This is a genomic window from Palleronia pelagia, assembly GCF_900110115.1.
Classification (GTDB): domain Bacteria; phylum Pseudomonadota; class Alphaproteobacteria; order Rhodobacterales; family Rhodobacteraceae; genus Palleronia; species Palleronia pelagia.
In genome coordinates this window covers 95,947-112,809 of record NZ_FOCM01000009.1, presented here as the reverse complement: position 1 = coordinate 112,809, position 16,863 = coordinate 95,947, and the positions used below count along the sequence as shown (strand labels likewise).

The following is a 16,863-nucleotide window of genomic DNA, read 5'->3' as shown; positions in this document are numbered from 1 at the left end:
CACGCTTCGGAAACAAATCAGCCATCGCGCCATTCGGCGCGAGACACCACTGCCCGTTCCTAACTTGGACATTAACCGTCCCGAAAGCGTTCACCGAGCAGGGCCCATAGAGGCAGCACACACATCCTGCAGCGGCGATTTTCTTCGGTTCGGCGGGGTCAGGTCCTGTTTTTCTTTCGGAACCTTCCGGCGCGAGGCCGCCCCATGTCCCCCCAATCGTGAATCGCAACACGAAGTTAGACCGCGGCTTCACGCTCTCGCAATGACACAATTCGGATTGACTCACGCTTTCGTGGACCCGAATCTCGTAGCCCTTTGAAACATCGTGGAAACCGGTTCAAGCACACGCATAGAACGAAAAAAGCACGCCGTGGCGTGCTTTCTCAACCGTGACATTTTCGCAATTTGCCGCTTATCCGAGCGCTTTCACGCGGGCGGAAAGACGCGACATTTTGCGCGATGCGGTGTTCTTGTGGAAGACGCCCTTGGTCACGCCGCGCATCAGTTCCGGCTGGGCCGACCGCAGGGCGGTGGTGGCGGCGTCCTTGTCGCCCGAGGCGATCGCCTCTTCGACGCGGCGCAGGTGGGTGCGGATACGCGAACGGCGGGCTTTGTTGATCAGGGCGCGGGTCTGGTTCTGACGGGCGCGCTTCTTGGATTGCGGCGTGTTGGCCATTGTATCGGATCCTTATCGGGTCATCAGCATGTCTTGGCGCACGGAAGACTCCGACCCCGGGTGCTCAAGGCGACCGGGCAATCCGACCAGGGCGGGTCTCACGCGCATATGGCGGGGCGCATACACCAGCGCCGGGCGCTTGTGAACCCCCTGCGGTGCGGTATCGGTTCAACGGTCGCGGAACTGCGCCTCGCGCTTCTCCAGGAAGGCGGCCATGCCCTCGGTCTGGTCGTTGGTGGCGAACAGCGACTGGAACAGGCGGCGTTCGTGGAGGATCCCCTCGGCCAGCGTCGTCTCGTAGCTGCGGTTCACCGCCTCCTTGCAGGCGACGACGCTCAGCTGCGACTTCTCGGTGATCTTCTGGGCCGCCGCCATGGCGGTCTCCATCAGCTTCTTGGCGGGCACCACGCGGCTGACCAGCCCCGCACGCTCGGCCTCCTCGGCATCCATGAACCGACCGGTCAGGTGCATCTCCATGGACTTGGACTTGCCCACCAGCCGTGTCAGGCGCTGCGTGCCGCCAAGGCCCGCGATGACGCCTAGGTTGATCTCGGGCTGGCCGAACTTGGCGGTGTCGGCGGCGATGATGAAATCGCAGACCATGGCCAGCTCGCAGCCACCGCCCAGCGCGTATCCCGCCACCGCGGCGATGATCGGCTTGCGGCACTGTTCGAGCGGCGTGAAGCTGTCGCCGAACAGGTTGTCGCTGTAGACATCGACGAAGGATTTCTCGGCCATCTCCTTGATGTCGGCCCCGGCGGCGAACGCCTTTTCCGACCCGGTGATGACGATGCAGCGCACCTTCTCGTTCTGGTCGGCTTCGCGGACCGCCTGGCCAAGCTCGCCCAGAAGCGCGCTGTTCAGCGCGTTCATCGCATCCGGCCGGTTCAGCCGGATCAGCGCGACGTGGTCTTCGATCTCGACGATGATGGACTTGAACGCCATTGAGATGGCCCCTCACTGTTTCATCAGATCAGCAGCCTTAACAGCGCCCGCCGGGCGGTCAAACTATCTTTGACACACCGGACAATGAAATGTGGAGCGCCCGGACTGCACGATCCGGCGCACCGTGCCGTCGCATCCGTCGGTCACGCAGGGGCACCCTTCGCGGTCGTAGACGCGGAACGTGTGCTGGAAATAGCCCAGCGCGCCGTCGGCCTGGCGGTAGTCGCGCAACGATGATCCGCCCGCCGCGATGGCGTCGTCCAACACCCGCCGGATGACCGGCACCAGCCCCCGCACCCGCGCCGCCGCGATACGGCCCGCGCGCCGCGTGGGCGCGATGCCGGCGCGGTGCAGCGCCTCGCAGACATAGATGTTGCCCAGGCCCGCCACGATCCGCTGATCCAGCAGCGCCGCCTTCACCGGCGTCGCCTTGCCCCGGAACGCGCGGACCAGGTGGTCCTCGTCGAAGGTGTTGCCCAGCGGCTCGGGTCCCAGCTTGGCCAGCAGCCAGTGGTCCTCCAGCCGGTCGGTCGCCACCAGGTCCATGGCCCCGAAGCGGCGCGGGTCGTTGAAGACGACGCGCCCGCCGTGATCCATGTGGAAAACCACGTGGTCGTGCTGCGCCAGCCGCCCGGTCTCGAGGTGGAATACCCCCACCGGCGCGTCCTCGACCACCATGCGGCCCGACATGCCCAGGTGCACGATCAGCGTCTCGCCCCGGTCCAGGTGCAGCAGCAGGTATTTCGACCGCCGCCCCAGCGCGTCGATTCGCGCGCCCGTCAGCCGCTCGGCCATCCGGTCGGGGAACGGCCAGCGCAGATCGGGGCGGCGGATCTCGGCGCGCGCGATCACCCGGCCCTCGAGGGCGGGCGTCAGGCCGCGGCGCACGGTCTCGACTTCGGGCAATTCGGGCATCGGTGCTTTCCGATTTCGGGCGGGTCGTTATATCGAGGCCGTCGGGCTATATGGCAAGACGGAACCACGAAGGGCGCACTTGATGAGCGACGGACGCGACGACACCACCACCCATTTCGGCTACCAGACCGTGCCAGAATCGGAAAAGGCGGGCCGGGTGCACGGCGTCTTTTCCTCGGTGGCGTCGAAATACGACGTGATGAACGACGTCATGTCCGTGGGGATCCATCGCCTGTGGAAGGACGCCATGATGGACTGGCTGGCGCCCCGGCCGGGCCAGCGGCTTCTGGATGTGGCAGGCGGCACCGGCGACATCGCGTTCCGCTTCCTCGGCCGTGCGCCGGGCGCCAGCGCCGTGGTGCTGGACCTGACCGAGCCCATGCTGGTCGAGGGGCGCAAGCGCGCCGAGGCCGAGGCGCTGGGCGACAAGCTCGACTGGGTCGTCGGCGACGCCATGGCCCTGCCCTTCGACGACAACAGCTTTGACACCTACACGATCAGCTTCGGCATCCGGAACGTCACCCGCATCCCCGATGCGCTGTCCGAGGCGTTCCGCGTCCTCAAACCGGGCGGGAGGCTGATGGTGCTGGAGTTCAGCCAGATCCCCAACGACATGATGCAGCGGATCTACGATCTCTATTCCTTCAACATCATCCCGCGCATGGGGCAGGTCATCGCGGGCGATCGTGACAGCTATCAGTACCTCGTCGAATCGATCCGCCGTTTTCCCGATCAGGAAACCTTCGCCAACATGATAGGCGACGCGGGGTTCGAGCAGGTGCGCTATCGCAACCTGTCCATGGGGATCGCCGCGCTCCACTCCGGCTGGAAGCTCTAGGACGTGCGCGGACCCCACAACATCTGGCGGCTCGTTCGCACGGGCGCCACTCTGGAGCGCACGGGCGCGATGCCCGTCGTGCTCGAGGCGTTCTCGGCGCCGCCCTCGGTCCGGTTGGCCGCGCGAATCCTCGGCTGGCCGTTCAAGTGGCTGGGCTACAAGGGCGACCCCTCGCAGCCCCCCGCCACCCGCGCGCTGACCGCTCTGGGGCCCGCCTACATCAAGTTCGGGCAGGTGCTGTCGACCCGGCCCGACGTGGTCGGCGACGAGCTGGCCGCGCAGCTGCGGGTGCTGCAGGACAAGCTGCCGCCCTTCCCGCTGTCCGAGGCGCGCGAGGCCGTCGAACGCGCGCTCGAGATCGAGACCGACACCCTGTTCTCCAGCTTCTCGGAACCGGTTGCCGCCGCGTCCATCGCCCAGGTGCACCGCGCCCGGCTGGCCGAAACGGGGCAGGAGGTCGCGGTGAAGGTGTTGCGCCCGGGCATCGAACGCGCCTTCCGCAAGGACGTGGATGCCTTCTACCTCGCCGCGCGGATCGTCGATCTGCTGGCCCCGCAGGCCCGCCGCCTGAAACCCATGGACGTGATCCGGCATTTCGACGGCGTCGTGCAGGGCGAGCTGGACCTGCGCATGGAAAGCAGCGCCTTGGCCGAGTTCGCCGCCAACACAGAAGGCGACGAGGGCTTCCGCGTGCCCGCCATCATCTGGGGCGCCTCGGCGCGCCGGGTGATGACGCTTGGCTGGGCCGAGGGCATTCCCGCCAACGACATCGCCGCCATCGAGGCCGCGGGCCACGACCGACGCGCCCTGGGCGAACGGGTGCTGCAGCTGTTCCTGAAACATGCCCTGCGCGACGGGTTTTTCCACGCCGACATGCACCAGGGGAACCTCAAGATCGCGCCCGACGGCGACATCATCGCGCTGGATTTCGGGATCATGGGGCGGCTGGATGAATACACCCGTCGCGTCTACGCCGAGATCCTGTTCGGCTTCATCCGCAAGGATTACAAGCGCGTGGCCGAGGTGCATTTCGAAGCCGGCTACGTCCCCGCCGACCGCGACGTGGACGAATTCGCCCGCGCCCTTCGCTCGGTCGGCGAGCCGATTTTCGGCATGGATGCCAGCCGTATCTCCATGGGCCGGCTGCTGTCGTATCTCTTCGAGGTGACCGAGCGGTTCGGCATGGAAACCCGGACCGAGCTGATCCTTCTGCAACGCACGATGGTGGTGGTCGAGGGCGTGTCGCGCTCGCTTAACCCGCAGATCAACATCTGGGAGGTCGCCCGCCCGGTGGTCGAGGAATACATCCGCGACAATATCGGGCCGAAAGCGCTTGTCCGCGACCTGCGCAAGACCGCCGTGGTGCTGGCCCGTTTCGGCCCCAAGCTGCCCGGCATCGCCGAGGCCGCGCTGATTGCGCAATCCCGCCCGGCCGAACCGCAGCGCCCCGCCCGTCTACCCTGGGTCGTGCTGGGCGCCGCCCTGACACTGGGGGCCATGGGGATCGGGGTGCTAGCGGGACAGATGCTCTAGCAGGTAGACCTCGGCCCGCGCGCCCGCCGCGTAATCCGGGTGTCCATGCCCCGCCCGCCAGGCAGCATGCGCCGCGAAACGGTAGGACAGGCAGGCCCGCCAGCGTCTGAACCGCGCCGCGATCGCCCCGTCTCCGTAGCCCCGCAGCAGATCGTCTAGCTCGTGGTCGGAGAGCGGATCGACGCCCGCTGCCAATCGCATCGAGGGCGCCGCGAAACAGGCGAGGTCGAACACCGGATCGCCCGTGGCCGGGCATTGCCAATCGACGAACCGAATGCCCGCCGCTGTCGCCAGCACGTTGTCCGGTGCCGGGTCGCCATGCAGCAGTCGGATGGATCCGGTCTCAGGCGCAGGGGTGTCGGGAGGGATGGCGCTGATCGCGGCCCTCAAAACCGGCGGCGCGGCTGCCAGCATTGCCTCCGCTTCCGCCAGCAGCACGGCGCCGTCCAGAACAAGCCTTCGCGCTCCCGGCAAAACCGGGACCCGGTGAAGTCGGGCCAGCGCCCCGCCGACCGCAGCGGGCGTCGCGGGACCGGTGACAGCCAATGCCTCCATTATCAGCACCGCCCCCCAGGGCGAGGCAATGGCGGCCACCGGTGCGGGCGCCAGGCCGGTTTGGGCGAGGTGATCCAGCCCCGCCGCCTCGGCCGCCGGGTCATTGGGGAAGATGGGTGTGGCGTGGTCGGGCAGCCCGAGCTTGCAGATCAGCGGCGCGCCGACCGGCGAATCCAGGCGCCACACGCGGTTGCTGCGCCCGGCTCGGACGCGCGTCCAACGTGTCTCCTTTGACATCACACCGCGCTCGGCCAGCCAAGCCGCCAGCGCGGGTGCGTGGCAGTTCATGTTGGCGTGACGGGGTCCGGACGGGCACATGGCGTCTAGCTATCGCCATGCCCCCCGATTCGACAGGCATTCCCTTGCGGGCGGAGGCGGAACAATATGCGAGTCGAGCAATCGAGATCCTCGTTGGAAGCGACCAGCGTCTCGACGACCCAGACAAGCATCGACGCGGCAAGGCACCTGCCCGCGCCCTGGCCGGCAACGGAGTGCGCGCCCTCGTACGCCACGCTTCGCGGCCCCCGACGACGTGGCGTTTAACGGCCGCCTCTCCGGCCAATCGCCGCTTCGCGGCGAGGCCGTGATGTCGTGGCAGCGCGAAGCCGGCGAGTCTCGCAGTTCTTCTCCTGTCGCCACGCAGCCAATGGCCTCCCCATGCAGTTCCTTTCAAATCCTTTTCTCGAGCCGGCGTTGCCCGGCCGCGCAAGCAGGCCCTGTCGGTCGCGGCAGAGCAGCCCGTCCGGTCAATCCAACGCGCGCAGAGCCGTAGCGTGCTCTACGCCGATCTCGACACCCCCCGCGAAAATCAGCCGTGCGCCGTCAGGCGCGAATCGGACCTCGGACACGCGGGCATATGTCTCGACCGGTGCGCTGGCGGCGAGGCTCTCGCCCTCATAGCTTTCGGCGACGAAGCGATAGACCCCGTCGGGCGCCGCTCCGCCGGTTCGCAGTCGGCCATCCCAGGCCACCGGGTCACCGCTGCCATCGATCACTCGGCGGTCGATCTCTGTCCCCGATGCGTCCAGTACCACCAACGCGTGACGGTCGCCCGCGGCGGCCGGTTCGGGGTACAGTGTCACCGGCGCACCGTCATAACGAGCCGCCATCGGCGCCCGTGCCTCGCGGCCGATCCAGCCCGCAAGGTCGCCGGATCCGCCCGCGCCCTGCCCGGCAAGGATACGCTCCAGCAGATCATTGGTCCGAACGCTCTGCTCGACCGTCGAGAACGTGGCGAGTTGGGAGGCGAACTGCTCGGGCTTCATGGGGTCCAGCGGGTCCTGGCTGCTGATCTGGGTCGTGAGCAACCGCAGGAATGTCTCGAAATCCGAGCTGAGCTTGTCCGCCGCGGCGGCGGCCTGGGAGCCGCTTTGTGCCTGTGCGCCCGAATTCCGGGTCGAAACGGGACCGAGATCCATCATCTTCTTCTCCTACATCCGCAAGTCGAGACGGCCGTCCGGGGCGCCGGGCCGGCTTTTGGGTTGGGCCGCCACCGCATGGCCCGACAGGTCGGACGACCCTGCTTCGGACCGCGGCCCGGTCTCATCGCGCCGTCGCTCGGGGTCAGCGCCCCCGCCGGCGAAGGAAATGTCGACGCTGCCCTGATCCAGGGCCGTGAATGCCTCGCGCAATTGCTCGCCGTGGCGGCGCAGCATCGCCATCGTGTCGTCCCGCTCTGCCAAAAGCACGACCGACAGGCCCGCCTCGCCGCGATTGAGCGTGATCGTGACGCGTCCCAGTTCCTCGGGCGCGAGGGACAGCTCGATCGACGAGGTCCCGGCCGGCGCGGACGCCACGGCCACCGCGATCTGTGCCGGTACGGGCCGGGGCGCCGTCGCGTTCGGCGTGGCGGATGGTGTGGCCGCGAGTGCAGGCTCGGAACGGGCCGGGCGCTCTGCGCCGACCGTGACGTCGCTCGCCAGAACCCGCTCATCCTGCGCGATGATCCCTAGCGGCGGGACCGACTTCCTTGCATGATCTCCCGGCGCGGCAACATTCGACGGGTCCATGGCTTGCACCACCGCCGGTGAGGCTTCGATGCGGCCGTGGCCGGGCGCAGCGGGCGGAATTCCGCCCTGCAATCGCGTGTCGCCCGGCTCGGACACCGCCTTGACCGATGGCCCAAGATCGCGGGTTTCCGATCCGGTTGGACGCGCGGATTGGAATGTCAGCTTGGCGGCGCCCCGACCGGAGGGGAGGGCCGCCGCTCGTCCATCCGGGTCCGCGGCGAATGCCGAGGCGCGGGATGACATCGCGCCCGAAGGTTCTTCCTGACGGGCGGCATCACGGGCAATACCCAACGGGCCGTTCTGATGAACCGCCCCCCCGGCCCGTGCGATGTCTTGATCAAGGCCTGGCGAGCCGACCGCCGGAGCCTTCGTGGACACGCTGGGGCCCACGGTCATCGTGGAAGCTTCTGGGCGAACTGACACCGTCCGGGTTTCACGACCGGCCGTCATCGGCACATCAGCACGTGCCGTGGCCCCGAGAGGCACAGCGTCTCCGCGCTGCGCCGCAAAACCGCCTTGCCCGGAGGGTGATGGAATCTTCCCGCTTTCGACGGCCCGCGCAGGTGGCGTCGGGCTGGCTGAGAGCCCGGAAGTAGTGACTTCCGGCCGGATGGTCCCGGCCTTGGTGGCTGCGGATTCCGCGGTCTTAGGGATCAGTCCGTCGGCCTTCGCCATGACGTCGTCGATCGTCGCAGCCGAGGTTGGCCGGATCATCAAGCGCCCGTCGTCGAAAACCCGGGCAGCCGCGGCGGCATCGCCGCCGGCCCCTTGGATCCGTTCCGATGAAGACGCTTTTCTTGCGAACCCGGCGGGGTCGAGAACGATCTCCTGGGTCTTGGCGGACATGGTGTCGTCCGCGTTGAGGGAGCGCGCCGGAGATGTGGAGACGGGCACCTGCACGGACGCGCCGGCGGCTTTCGTCGGCTGAAATAGCGGGTTGGCGCCGTCCAAGCGGACCGTGCTCACCTCGGACCGCGGCGACCGGGGCAACGCAAATGCCTGCGTTTGCGCGGGACCCAATGGGATCTCCGTCTCGGGCAGCCGATCGGGGATTTGCGGAACAGCGGGCAGACCTTGGTCCACCCCCTGTTCCGCAACGTGGTTCTGCACGGGGTCCCGCGGCCCGTCCGGATGCGGTTGCCTGGCTGACATGCCTTCGTCACCGATGTCGGCCGGACTCCCGCCGTCGGGTCGCGGTCCTCCGATCAGGGCCCGAACGGCCGCCTCGACGTCTGACTCCAGTGGGGCGGGGACACGCGCGACGGTTTCCGACCGGGCGTCCCCATCGGCGGGGTCAGCGCCGGGATGATCCGGCGACGCCGCATCGCGCGCGGGCGCAGAAGCCGTGTCGGCCGGGCCGCGCGCGTCGCCCGCTGGCGCGCCTCGGCCGGTTTTCGCGCCGCTGCCGCGATGTTCCGCATCATGCCACGTTCGCTGGTCGCCGGATTGGTCAATCAGCCGATGGAAACCCGCCACGTCGCCGCGTAGCGCGTCGGACCGGGGAGGCCGAACTGGCGCGCCTTGCGATGCGATTGTCTCGATCTGAACCATTGGAGTTCCGTCCTCTCGCTGCGGATGAGACTCCGCGCAAAAGCTTACCTTTTCTTTACCGCCATCGGATTTTCTGACCTTGAGACGCAAGGAGACGCCGATGACACCGATTCCAGTTTCCCCGCCTTCGAGCCCGCCAGCGGTGGAGTCCGCGCGCCGGGCAGAGCTGCGCGAAACCGCCATGGCGCTTGAGGCGACGTTCCTGTCGCTGATGCTGAAGGATGCTGGTCTCGCACCGCAGGCCGGACCGTTCGGCGGGGGCGCGGGCGAGGACCAGTTCGCGTCCCTGATGCGAGACGAGCGGGCACGGCAATTGGTCGAGGCAGGCGGTATCGGGCTGACGGAACAGATCTTCGATGCGCTCATGAAACGAGAGGCCCGCAATGTTTGACGGCCCCTACCGTCGCATGGTTGCCCTGCTGGACCGGGAACGCGACTTCCTGCGGCGAGGCGACGTGCGCGGGGCCGCGGATCTGGCCGATGCCAAGGAACGGCTGATCGCCGCGTTGCAGGCGCGCCAGCCCACCGCCGACGAAGTCGAAACGCTGCGCCGGAAGGCAGACCGCAACCAGGCACTGGTGGACGCGGCCGGGCGCGGGATCGAGGCCGCGCGCGATCGGCTCGACGCGATCCGGCGCGGGCGCGATATCCATGCCTATGCGGCCAACGGCACGCGCGAGGTCATTCGCCCCCCGGAAAACCGGCTGCAGAAACGGGCCTGAATCGCCTATAACGGCGCCCTTTGAAACGATTGGGGCGCCCTGCTCACTTTTGCGGCACAGTGATTGCCACGTGCGGTGCCGCTCGGCATACCTTCGCCACAAGGAGGAGCCGGCACCGTGTTCGACGCCCGTATCAGACCGATCATCGACCCTCCGCTGAACCGGTTGGGCGCGCGCGTGGCGCAGGCGGGCATCGGTGCGAACGCCGTGACTTTGGCGGGCCTGGGCCTGGGCCTGCTTGCTGCTGTCTGCATCGCCGTCGAAGCCTACCTCATCGCCCTGCTGCCGCTGCTGGCCTCGCGCCTTGCCGACGGGCTGGACGGGGCCGTCGCGCGGGCAAGCCGCAAGACCGACTTCGGCGGATACCTGGATATCGTCGCCGATTTCGCCTTCTATGGGGCGATCCCGCTCGCCTTCGCCGTGGCGGACCCGGCCACGAACGCCATCGCCGCGGCCTTCCTGCTGGCCAGTTTCTACGTGAACGGCACGAGCTTCCTGGGCTTCGCCATCCTGGCCGAAAAGCACGGGATCGAGACCGACGCGCAGGGCGAGAAATCGCTTTTCTACTCGAACGGGCTGCTCGAAGGGTTCGAAACCATCGGCTTCTTCGTCCTGATCTGCCTGCTTCCAATGTATTTCGCGCCGCTGGCCTGGATCTTCGGCGCGCTATGTCTGGCCACGGCGGTCCTGCGCCTGCGCACCGCCCATCACCTGTTCCATTCCTGACACGACCCCTGAAAGGTATGCCCATGCGTCTGCTTCTTGCCGCCCTCGCCTCCCTCACTCCGGGGCTTGCCTCGGGTCAGACCGCGCCCGATCCGTCCGACTGGGACAGCGTGCTCGCGGCCGCCGAGGGGCAGACGGTCTACTGGCATGCCTGGGGCGGATCGACCCAGACCAACGACTTCATCGCCTGGCTGGGCGAGCAGGTGGCCGAGCGCCACGGCGTCACGCTGGAACACGTGAAACTGACCGACACCGCCGACGCCGTCACCCGTGTCCTGTCCGAGCGCGAGGCGGGCCAGACCGACGACAGCGCGGTCGACATGATCTGGATCAACGGGGCCAACTTCGCCGCGATGAAGGACGCCGACCTGCTGTTCGGCCCCTTCGCCACCCAGCTGCCGAACTATGACCTCGTCGCCGAGGACGAGGCGATCACCACCGATTTCGGCACCCCGGTGGACGGCATGGAAAGCCCCTGGGCCAAGGCGCAGTTCGTCTTCATGTACGACAGCGCCGATGCCGAGCCGCCCGCGGACATGGACGGGCTTCTGGACTGGGCCGCGGCCAACCCGGGCCGCTTCACCTATCCCCAGCCGCCCGATTTCCTCGGCGTGACCTTCCTGAAACAGGTGCTGGTCAGCCAGGTGGACAGCGACGCATTGCGATCGCCGGTGGACGAGGCCGATTTCGACGCCGTCACCGCGCCGCTGTGGGACTATCTCGACGCGCTGCAGCCGAACCTCTGGCGCGGCGGCGACGCCTACCCGACCTCGGGCCCGGCGCAGTTCCAGCTGCTCACCGACGAGGAGATCGACATCGCCCCGTCGCTGTCGCCGTCCGAGGCTTCGGCCGCCATCGCCAACTTCCAGCTGCCCGATACCATCCGCACCTTCGTCCCCGAGGGCGGGACCATCGGCAACGCGAGCTTCGTGGCGATCCCCTTCAACTCGGGCGCCAAGGAAGGCGCCATGGTCGTGGCGAACCTTCTTCTGTCGCCCGAGGCGCAACTCCGCGCACAGACGCCCGATATCCTGGGCTACGGCACCGTGCTGGACATGGCGGCGCTGTCGCCCGAGATGCGGCAGGCCTTCGCGGATCTCGACCTGGGCATCGCCACCCTGTCGCCGGCCGAGCTGGGCCCGGTCCTGCCCGAGCCCCATTCCAGCTGGTCCACCGCCATCCAGGACGCCTGGATCGACCGCTACGGCGTGAACTGAGCCCCCGGGGCCGGTCTTGTCCCGTCCGCTCGCCCTTCTACCCACGCTGATGCTGTTGGCGATGCTGGGCCCGGTGGCGGCCGGGCTGTGGGGCGCGCTGCTGCCCGCCATGGGGCACCTGCCCGCCGCCGGTTTCATCGGACCGTCGCTCGAGGCTTGGAGCCCGCTGGGGGCGTGGCCGGGATTGGGCGACTCGATCCGGCTGTCGCTGGTCACGGGACTTCTGGCCACGCTGATATCGTTGGCCATCGTCACGCTGATCGTCGCCGGCTGGTGGGGCACGCGGCCCTACAACTGGATCGAGCGCGCCTTGTCTCCGCTCCTCTCCGTGCCCCACGCCGCCGCGGCGTTGGGGCTCGCTTTCCTCATCGCGCCGTCGGGCTGGCTGGCCAGACTGGCCTCACCGGGCATCACCGGCTGGGACCGGCCGCCCGACTGGCTGATCCCGGGCGACCCGTGGGGCCTGTCGCTGACCGCCGGGCTGGTCGCGAAAGAGGTGCCGTTCCTGCTGCTGATGACGCTGGCCGCGCTGGGGCAGGTGCGCGCGCGCGCCATGCTGATCTCGGCACAGGCCATGGGATACGGCCGAATCGCCGCGTGGCTCAAGGTCGTGTTCCCGGCGGTCTATGCCCAGATCCGCCTGCCCGTCTTCGTGGTGCTGGCCTACTCCATGTCGGTGGTCGACATGGCGCTGATCCTCGGCCCCTCGACCCCCGCCACCCTGTCGGTTCAGATCGTGCGCTGGATGTCGGACCCGGACCTGTCCATGCGGCTGGTGGCCTCGGCCGCGGCCCTGCTACAGCTCGCCCTGGTGCTGGTGGCCCTCGCCGCGTGGCGCGGGGGCGAGATCGCGCTGCGCCGCTGGGGCATCGCCTGGGCCACGGGCGGCGGGCGCGGCGCGATGCTCGACCCGCTGCGCCCGCTCGGGCTGGGGCTGGGCGGGCTGTCGGCGCTGGCGGTTCTCGGCGGGATCGCGGCGATGGCGCTGTGGTCCGTCGCGGCAGGCTGGCGGTTTCCCGACGCTTTACCCGAGGCATTGACCGCGCGCAGCTGGATGCGTCACGCCGACGGGCTGGGCGCGGCGGTGGGCGACACGGCGCTGGTTGCGCTGGTGGCGGTCGCGCTTGCCGTCGCACTGACTGTTGGCTGTCTCGAGGCCGAGTTCCGCCGTGGCCGTCCCATCGGTCGCGCGGGGATCTGGCTGCTCTACCTGCCGCTGATCGTGCCGCAGACGGCGTTCCTGCCGGGCCTCCAGACCTTGCTTCTGCGGCTGGGTGCGGATCGCGGGGCGTTGCCGGTGATTGCCGCGCACTTGGTCTTCGTCCTGCCCTACGTGTTCCTGTCGCTGGGCGATCCGTGGCGGGCCTGGGACACGCGGCAGGCAACGGTCGGCGCCGCGCTGGGCGCATCGCCCGGCCGCGTGTTCCTTCGGGTCAGGCTGCCAATGCTCCTGCGTCCCATCCTCGTCGCCGCGGCGGTCGGCGCGGCGGTCAGCGTCGGACAATACCTGCCGACGCTGCTGATCGGCGGCGGCCGGGTCGCCACCCTGACGACCGAGGCGGTGGCGCTCGCCTCGGGCGGCGACCGGCGCGCCATCGGCGTGTACGCGCTGGCGCAGACGGGTGCCGCACTGCTGCCATTCGCGCTGGCCACGCTGCTGCCCCTGGCTCTGTGGCGCAACCGCAGGGGGCTCCATGGCTGAGGGACTGACCATCCAGGCCGTCGAGATCCGCAAGGGCGACCATCCCCTGATCGCGCTGGACCGAAATGTGCCGCCCGGCACGGTCCTGACCGTCATGGGGCCGTCCGGCGTGGGCAAGTCGACGCTGCTGTCCTACCTCATCGGCACGCTCGATCCCGCGTTCACCGCGCGGGGCCGGGTCATCCTGAATGGCCGTGACGTGACCGATCTGCCCACCGCGCGGCGCGGCATGGGCATTCTCTTCCAGGACGATCTGCTGTTCCCGCATCTCAGCGTCGGCGGCAACCTGGCCTTCGGGCTGGCCGGCGGCGACCGGGCCGCGCGGCGCGAGCGCATCGCCGCCGCGCTGGACGAGGTCGGTCTGGCGGGGTTCGAGGACCGCGACCCGGCCACGCTGTCGGGCGGGCAGCGCGCGCGGGTGTCCCTGATGCGGATGCTGCTGGCCGATCCCTACGCATTGCTGCTGGACGAGGCGTTCTCGCGGCTCGACGCCGCGCGGCGCGAAAGCACCCGCGCCATGGTGTTCGACACCGCCCGCGCGCGGTCTCTGCCCGTGGTCATGGTCACCCACGACGCCGACGACGCGGCGGCCGCCGCCGGGCCGGTGATCCGGCTGGGCGATCCCGCGCGTTAATCTCAAATCCGGCGCAAAGCCCCCTGCGGGATTAGCGTTTCCTTAGCCCTTCCGGCCGATCTTGTCGCCATGTCCAGCAGGACAGGCGGGCCGGAACGCGGGCCGCCCCCGTCAGAATGGCGTTTCACCCGGCCCCGCGCGCGACGCGCGGGCCAACACGACATTGGGGCGCAAAAGCGTCCCCAAATCCGAGGAAAGCGAATGTCCAGCATTCTGACCAACAACAGCGCCATGGTCGCGCTGCAAACCCTGAAGGGCATCAACAAGAACCTGGGCGAAGTGCAGTCCCAGATCTCGACCGGCAAGGCCGTGGCAACCGCCAAGGACAACTCGGCGATCTGGGCCATTTCCAAGACGATGGAATCCGATGTCAGCGGCTTCAAGGCGATCTCGAAGTCGCTGTCGCTGAGCGAATCCACCGTCGCCGTGGCTTCGGCCTCGGCCGAGCAGATCACCGATATCCTGAAGGATATGAAAGAGGTGATCGTCTCCGGCACCTCCGAGAACGTCGATTTCGCCAAGATCCAGGCGGATATCGACGAACGTTCGGCGCTTGTGTCGTCGATCATCGGCGGCGCCCAGTTCAACGGCGCCAACCTGCTGGCCACCGACGTGGACGGCGCCGGCGCCACCGGCCTGACGGTCCTTGCCTCGCTTGACCGCGTGGGCTCGGGCGCACCGACCACCACCACCTTCTCGGTGGCGACGGTCGATTTCGAGGCGAACCTCGATCTGGCCACCAACCTGACCGCGATCACCGACAGCGCCACGGCCGCCACGGCCCTGGGGGAGATCGAGACCTTCCTGCAGACCGCCATCGACGGCGCGGCTGCGCTGGGTGCATCGGCGGACCGTATCTCGAACCAAAGCGAATTCGTCGGCAAGCTGACGGACGCGCTGAAGTCGGGCATCGGCTCGCTGGTGGATGCCGACATGGAGGAATCCTCGGCCCGCCTGCAGGCGCTGCAGGTGCAACAGCAGCTGGGCACCCAGTCGCTGTCCATCGCCAACCAGGCGCCGCAGCAGCTCCTGTCGCTGTTCCGGTAAGCTGACCCCGGGGCGCGGGATCGCGGACCTCGTCCGCCCTCGCGCCCCGGATTTCCGTCTGAATTTTCCCATGGCCTCGACCATGCCCGTCTCGAGAAGGACAAGACGTGAATACTTCGTTGCTCGCCCAGAATGCCTATGCCGCGCGGTCCGGACCGACCCGCACGGCAACCGGACAGGAATACGACACCTTCGCCCGCGTCACATCGGCTCTCCGAAGCGCGGAAACCATCCACGACAAGGCGCGTGCCATCCACCGCAACCGCGAACTCTGGTCGATCCTCGCCTCGGACGTGGCGGGCATCGGGAACCAGCTTCCCACGGAATTGCGGGCGCAGATCTTCTACCTCGCGGAGTTCACCGCGCAGCATTCCTCCAAGGTGCTGACGGGGGGCGGCGACGTGGACGTGCTGGTCGACATCAATACGTCGATCATGCGGGGGCTCCGGGGCGACCGGGCGCGGGCCACATGACCGGGCTGGTTCTGAAGCTGGGGCCGAACGAGCGCGTCCTGATCAATGGCGCCGTCATCGAGAATGGTAACCGGCGATCGCGGCTCAACATCGTGACGCCCGGCGCCAACATCCTGCGCCTGCGCGACGCGATCCATCCGACCGAAACCAAGACGCCGGTACGCCGCCTCGCCTACATGGCGCAGCTGCTCCTGTCGGGTGATGCGGGGCTCGACGACCTGCGGGACGACATCTCGCGCGGGCTGGATCAACTCAGCCGCGCCATGACCGATCGCGACAGCCAGGCGACCCTGGCCGAGGCCAAGACGGCGCTGCTCAAGGGCCAGGCCTACGGTCTTCTGAAATCGCTCAGGAGGCTCATCCCGCGCGAGGACGCGCTGCTCAAGAGGCCGCGGCCGTGACCTTTCAGCCCCTCGTCCCGTTCTCTGGCGCGGCCGGCTACGCGTTTCTCGAACGGACCCGCGAGCGACAGCTCGAGACCTTCCAGCAAAGCGCGTCGGTTCAGCGCAATGTCGACGCGTTCCGCGACCGCATCGCCGGCATCACCAGCGCCGAAGCGTTGGTGAAAGACTACCAGCTGCTACAGGTGACGCTGGGTGCCTTTGGCCTGGACGAGGACATCAACAACAAGTTTCTGATCCAGAAGGTACTGTCTTCCAACACTGCCGACCCCGAGGCGCTCACCTCCCGCCTCGCCGACAAGCGCTACGAGACGATGGCCAAGGCGTTCGGCTTCGGCGATGTGCTCGGGCCACGGGTCGGGCTCCCCGGGTTCGCCGACCGCATCGTCGAGGCCTACACCACCCGCCAGTTCGAGATCGCGGTCGGCGAGCAGGACCAGACCATGCGACTGGCCATGGGGCTGGAGCGTGAACTGGGCCAGATCATCGACAAGGGTGCCAGCCCGGACGCGACCTGGTTCAACGTGATGGCCAACAAGCCGTTGCGGCAGGTCTTCGAAACGGCACTGGGCCTGCCGCAAAGCTTCGGCGCGCTTGACCTCGACCGTCAGCTGGAGGGCTTCCGCGCCAAGGCGCAATCCGCATTCGGCGTCTCCGAGATCGCGGATTTCGCCGATCCCGAGCGGCAGGAAGAGCTGCGCCGCCTGTTCCTCGTCCGCGCCCAGGTGGCCAATGGCCTGTCAGGGCCTGCAACGCCGGCCAGTACGGCGCTGACCCTTCTGACGAACGGCTCGCAGGGCTTCTGAGACGGCGTCACCCGCTGGTCGCCCATCCGGCGCGACAGATCGACCGAATGTGCTGAGCTGCCACCGTTCATCGGGAATCTCGCTACGGGCGCGTGCAAAGCGCCGCCGCACCT

The 16,863-nt window shown here is 68.3% G+C and carries 18 protein-coding genes; 12 read left to right on the top strand and 6 right to left on the bottom strand.

Annotation, left to right across the window (positions count from 1 at the left end):
- Window positions 1-412 precede the first annotated feature (412 nt).
- The 3 genes from rpsT to mutM all read right to left on the bottom strand — a co-directional run bounded on the left by rpsT (window position 413) and on the right by mutM (window position 2,536).
- On the bottom strand, window positions 413-676 hold the full coding sequence (gene rpsT, locus BMX96_RS16835) for a 30S ribosomal protein S20 (protein ID WP_091846534.1): 264 nt from the start codon (window positions 674-676) through the stop codon (window positions 413-415).
- 168 nt (window positions 677-844) lie between these two features.
- Window positions 845-1,621 (bottom strand): enoyl-CoA hydratase, encoded by a 777-nt coding sequence (locus BMX96_RS16830; protein WP_091846533.1) that lies wholly within the window; start codon window positions 1,619-1,621, stop codon window positions 845-847.
- Window positions 1,622-1,684: 63 nt separating this feature from the next.
- Window positions 1,685-2,536 (bottom strand): bifunctional DNA-formamidopyrimidine glycosylase/DNA-(apurinic or apyrimidinic site) lyase, encoded by an 852-nt coding sequence (mutM, locus tag BMX96_RS16825; protein ID WP_091846532.1) that lies wholly within the window; start codon window positions 2,534-2,536, stop codon window positions 1,685-1,687.
- A gap of 82 nt (window positions 2,537-2,618) precedes the next feature.
- Here mutM and ubiE point away from each other — a divergent pair, with 82 nt between their 5' ends.
- Complete coding sequence (gene ubiE / locus BMX96_RS16820) at window positions 2,619-3,374, top strand: bifunctional demethylmenaquinone methyltransferase/2-methoxy-6-polyprenyl-1,4-benzoquinol methylase UbiE (protein WP_091846531.1); 756 nt, start codon at window positions 2,619-2,621, stop codon at window positions 3,372-3,374.
- A 3-nt stretch (window positions 3,375-3,377) separates the two neighbouring features.
- The gene (ubiB, locus tag BMX96_RS16815; RefSeq protein WP_091846530.1) at window positions 3,378-4,907 is read left to right on the top strand and encodes a 2-polyprenylphenol 6-hydroxylase; all 1,530 of its coding nucleotides are present in this window, start codon (window positions 3,378-3,380) and stop codon (window positions 4,905-4,907) included.
- On the opposite strand, the gene BMX96_RS16810 is transcribed toward ubiB, so the two are convergent.
- From BMX96_RS16810 to BMX96_RS16800, 3 genes are all read right to left on the bottom strand, one after another.
- Window positions 4,887-5,750 (bottom strand): aminoglycoside phosphotransferase family protein, encoded by an 864-nt coding sequence (locus BMX96_RS16810; protein WP_175481774.1) that lies wholly within the window; start codon window positions 5,748-5,750, stop codon window positions 4,887-4,889. The genes ubiB and BMX96_RS16810 overlap by 21 nt on opposite strands.
- A gap of 458 nt (window positions 5,751-6,208) precedes the next feature.
- Window positions 6,209-6,883: a flagellar hook capping FlgD N-terminal domain-containing protein gene (locus BMX96_RS16805; RefSeq protein WP_091846528.1), complete on the bottom strand. Its 675-nt coding sequence runs from the start codon at window positions 6,881-6,883 to the stop codon at window positions 6,209-6,211.
- 9 nt (window positions 6,884-6,892) lie between these two features.
- Window positions 6,893-9,022, bottom strand: coding sequence for a flagellar hook-length control protein FliK (locus tag BMX96_RS16800; RefSeq protein WP_175481773.1), 2,130 nt, complete (start codon window positions 9,020-9,022; stop codon window positions 6,893-6,895).
- Between the two features lie 100 nt (window positions 9,023-9,122).
- Here BMX96_RS16800 and BMX96_RS16795 point away from each other — a divergent pair, with 100 nt between their 5' ends.
- From BMX96_RS16795 to BMX96_RS16750, 10 genes are all read left to right on the top strand, one after another.
- Window positions 9,123-9,413: a rod-binding protein gene (locus BMX96_RS16795; protein WP_073127666.1), complete on the top strand. Its 291-nt coding sequence runs from the start codon at window positions 9,123-9,125 to the stop codon at window positions 9,411-9,413.
- Window positions 9,406-9,744, top strand: a complete 339-nt coding sequence (locus BMX96_RS16790; protein WP_091846526.1) for a hypothetical protein — start codon at window positions 9,406-9,408, stop codon at window positions 9,742-9,744. Before BMX96_RS16795 ends, BMX96_RS16790 begins: the two co-directional genes overlap by 8 nt.
- Window positions 9,745-9,861: 117 nt before the next feature.
- Window positions 9,862-10,470 carry a CDP-alcohol phosphatidyltransferase family protein gene (locus tag BMX96_RS16785; RefSeq protein WP_091846525.1) on the top strand — a complete coding sequence of 203 codons (609 nt, stop codon included), beginning with the start codon at window positions 9,862-9,864 and terminating at the stop codon, window positions 10,468-10,470.
- A 23-nt stretch (window positions 10,471-10,493) separates the two neighbouring features.
- Window positions 10,494-11,687, top strand: coding sequence for an ABC transporter substrate-binding protein (locus tag BMX96_RS16780; protein WP_091846524.1), 1,194 nt, complete (start codon window positions 10,494-10,496; stop codon window positions 11,685-11,687).
- Between the two features lie 49 nt (window positions 11,688-11,736).
- Window positions 11,737-13,389, top strand: coding sequence for an ABC transporter permease (locus BMX96_RS16775; protein ID WP_091846553.1), 1,653 nt, complete (start codon window positions 11,737-11,739; stop codon window positions 13,387-13,389).
- Window positions 13,382-14,023 (top strand): ATP-binding cassette domain-containing protein, encoded by a 642-nt coding sequence (locus BMX96_RS16770; protein WP_091846523.1) that lies wholly within the window; start codon window positions 13,382-13,384, stop codon window positions 14,021-14,023. Before BMX96_RS16775 ends, BMX96_RS16770 begins: the two co-directional genes overlap by 8 nt.
- A gap of 201 nt (window positions 14,024-14,224) precedes the next feature.
- Window positions 14,225-15,070 (top strand): flagellin N-terminal helical domain-containing protein, encoded by an 846-nt coding sequence (locus BMX96_RS16765; RefSeq protein WP_091846522.1) that lies wholly within the window; start codon window positions 14,225-14,227, stop codon window positions 15,068-15,070.
- Between the two features lie 107 nt (window positions 15,071-15,177).
- Entirely contained in the window at window positions 15,178-15,543 is a 366-nt protein-coding gene (gene flaF / locus BMX96_RS16760; RefSeq protein ID WP_091846521.1) for a flagellar biosynthesis regulator FlaF, read from the top strand.
- Entirely contained in the window at window positions 15,540-15,944 is a 405-nt protein-coding gene (gene flbT / locus BMX96_RS16755; RefSeq protein ID WP_091846520.1) for a flagellar biosynthesis repressor FlbT, read from the top strand. The genes flaF and flbT overlap by 4 nt, the downstream gene beginning before the upstream one ends.
- On the top strand, window positions 15,941-16,750 hold the full coding sequence (locus BMX96_RS16750; RefSeq protein WP_175481772.1) for a DUF1217 domain-containing protein: 810 nt from the start codon (window positions 15,941-15,943) through the stop codon (window positions 16,748-16,750). Before flbT ends, BMX96_RS16750 begins: the two co-directional genes overlap by 4 nt.
- The last annotated feature ends 113 nt before the right edge of the window (window positions 16,751-16,863 follow it).